A 3,408-nucleotide genomic window follows, 5' to 3' on the forward strand; every position below is an offset into this window, starting at 1 on the left:
AAATTGATGGTGGAAAACAGCAGCATCCGGTCGGCCGCGCTCAGGCCAAAGAAGCCCACCGCTGCCTGGGCATGTTTGGCCAGGGCATGATGTGCCAGCCCCACGCCCTTGGGCTTGCCGGTAGAGCCGGAGGTATAGATGACATACACAAGATTGTCCCCGTGCACGCCTACGGCGGGATTGCCTACCGCTTCCCCGCTCACGTCCACCGTGTCCAGTTCCAGCACCGCGCACTGTGCCGCATGCGGTATGCGCGCCCGGATATGGCTTTGCGTCAGCAGCAAGCCTATGCCGCTGTCCGTCACCATGTAGTTCAGCCGCTCCTGCGGATACTCCGGGTCCAGCGGCACATACGCGCCCCCAGCCTTGAGGATCGCCAGCAGGCCTACGATCATCTCGAGCGAGCGCTCCACCGCGATGCCCACCCTGGTCTCGGGCCCGACACCCAAGGCAATCAATCGGTGCGCCAGCCGGTTCGCCCGCCGGTTAAGCTCCGCATAGCTCAGCTCGGTGTCGCCAAAGATCAGCGCCACCGCCTCCGGACAGGCCTCCACCTGCCGTTCGATCAAACGGTGCACCGGCTCGGCATCCGCATAGCGCTGCTCGTTCACCCCCCATGCCTTCAGCTGCGCCTTCTCTTCTCCACTCAGAATATCAATGTCGCCTAGAATGCGCCCCGAGCCCTGCACAATTTCGTGGAGTAACCTTTCCATCTGTGCCGCGATGCGGCTTATTTCGATCTCTGAAAAGTCCTTACTAGAGTAGCCATATTGAAGATTGAGCGTGTCTGCCTGTGTCACCGACACCGTCAAGGCATAATTGGTAACTTCCCGGCTTCTGACGGCAGAAAAGACCAGCTCGCTGGATGCGAATTGCTGCAAAGCCTCGTCCATCGGGTAATTTTCGAACACCAGAATACTGTCGAACAAACCCTGACCGCTCTGCCTTCCCCAGCGCTGAATCTCATACAATGGCGTATGCCCATGTTCACGCAAGGACAGATTCTGCGCTTGCAACTCACGTAGCCAGGCGGCTATTTCCTGCTCTGGATCGAGCATGGCGATCACGGGCAGCGTATTGATAAAAAGCCCGAGCAACCGGTCGGCCCCCGGCAAATCATCCGGGCGGCCTGCAATGGTTACGCCGAAAGCAACTGCTGGCTGGCAGGTGTAACGATTCAAGAGCAATGCCCAGGCAGCTTGTATCAGGGTATTGACGGTAACGCGCTCGCGCTTTGCGAAATCGATTAAACCCGCTGTAGTCGTGCGTTCAATGACACTTGTGTATTCATCGTAACGAGCATCTTCGCCATGCGTGGGAAAAGCATCAGCCAATCGGGTCGGCTCCCCCATGCCGCGTAATTGTTTTCGCCAATGGGCCTCTGACGCATGCATATCGCGGCTCTGAAGCCACTCAATGTAATTCCGGTAGCGGCCTGCGGATGGAGGCAGCTTCGTTCCGCCATACCGCTGCAACACTTCACTCATCAACTGGGAAGCACTCCAGCCGTCCAGCAGCAGATGATGAATGGTCCAGATAAAGTGATACTTCTTGTTAGCGAGGCGCACCAATGCCAAGCGCATGAGCGGAGGTTGTGCCAGATCGAAACCGCGAGCGTGCTCCGACTGGGCCAGCGCCTGCAGATCCCGTTCCTGGTTCACTGATTGCCGGCTTGACGGGTCTCGCCAGTCATACTCCGCCAGCGGCAGTTCAATAGCTCGAGCTACCCACTGAAGCGGTACATCGCGCTGATGCAGGAAGCCTGTGCGCAATACGTCATGACGATCCACAGCGGCTTGCCACGCCGCCTTGAATCGCCCCACGTACAATCCTTCGACGTCGGCTCTCAACTGATTCACATAAAGACTGCCGTCGGAATCATATACGCTATGAAACAGCATTCCCGATTGCATCGGCGAAAGCGGATAAAGATCATCAAGCTGCTCCGCCGGAATTGGCAAACCATCCAACTCATCTTGCGTGACCTGGATCAGGGGAAAATCCGATGGCGTGGTGCCGCAGATCCCGCTGGTGCAATGGATAATCAATCCTTCGAGTTCAGCCTGATAGTCCTTCACAAAGGACTCGATCGTGGCTTTGGCATAGCGAGTCTGGCTATAGCTCACTTCCAGACTGAGTTCGCCTGCGTAGACATGGCTATTTATCGAGATGTCATGGCTCGGTGCTACGGCCGCATCCATTAAATCACCCGCAGGCTCGATCGCCAGCGTCCATGATGCCTCGTCAAAACTGGCGTCGAACTGCCCTAGATAATTGAAGACCACTTCCGCCTTGGGTACGCATGCCAAGGCCCGCCGCTGTTCCGGCGTACCATGGTATTTAAATAAGCCATAGCCCAGTCCCTTGTTGGGTATTTGCCGCAAGCTCTGCTTGATGCGCTTGAGCCTCTGATCCAAATCACCGGATGGATCAAGGGTCACCGGGTAAAGGCTGGTAAACCAGCCCACGGTTTGCGAAAGATCGATATCCGCATATAAATCTTCGCGTCCATGACCTTCCAGATCGACCAGGATTTTCTCGTGCCCGCTCCACCGGCATAAGGCGCTTCCTAACGCAGTCAACAAAAGGTCGTTAACCTGGGTACGGTAGGCTGCGGGAGCTTGCTTGAGCAAGGCTTGCGTCTGCATGCGGTCGAGCTTGAGGATCATACTGGCCTGATGGTTGTTCAAGCCTTGCGGATAATCCCGGGGAAGAGAGACGGGTATATCTGTCAGGCCTTGCCAATAAGGTAGTTCATCCCCATGGCTTTGAGCGTAGGTCTGGAGTCGTTGTGCCCACATCGGGTAACCGCTGGTCTTTTCAGGCAGCGTGATTGGCGCCCCTGTCCGATATTGATCATAGGCATTCTGCAAGTCTTCAAGCAGGATACGCCAGGAAACACCGTCAACCACCAGATGATGAATAATCAGCAGCAGCCGCTGGGTGCCATCGACCATTTCGATGACCAAGGCCCGCAATAGCGGACCGTCCGTCAGGTTCAAGCTGCGTTGAGCCTCATTGCATAATGCCTCGAACTGTTCGGCATTGGCGGCGTGACGGACCCATGGCTGACCCTGCAAACTCTGAATGGCGGGTTCGCCGCAAATCTGTTGCCAGTCGCCGGCCGATTGTTTTACATAGCGAAAACGGAGGGCATCGTGATGACGCACCACGGCTTCCAACGCCTGAGCCAGGCATTCGATATCCAGAAGCTGGCTGCTTTTGAGCAGCACGGCTTGGTTCCAGTGATGCCGGGCGGGAATCTCCTGTTCGAAGAATTCAATCTGGATTGGCAGCAGAGGCACGAGGCTGCTTGCACCCTTTGAAATTATTCCTGTATTTTTCTGTATCGTTTCAGCCAGTCCTTCTGCCGGGATAACCACTGCGGCCAGCGCGGCGATAGTCTGC

General features: G+C 56.4%; 1 protein-coding gene. It reads right to left on the reverse strand.

The features are described 5' to 3' along the window. A partial coding sequence (locus SQ11_RS15195; protein ID WP_156972530.1) for a condensation domain-containing protein occupies nucleotides 1–3,408 on the reverse strand: 3,408 nt, incomplete at both ends.

Origin of the sequence: Nitrosospira sp. NpAV, from assembly GCF_000832065.1 — a bacterium.
Lineage (GTDB): Bacteria > Pseudomonadota > Gammaproteobacteria > Burkholderiales > Nitrosomonadaceae > Nitrosospira.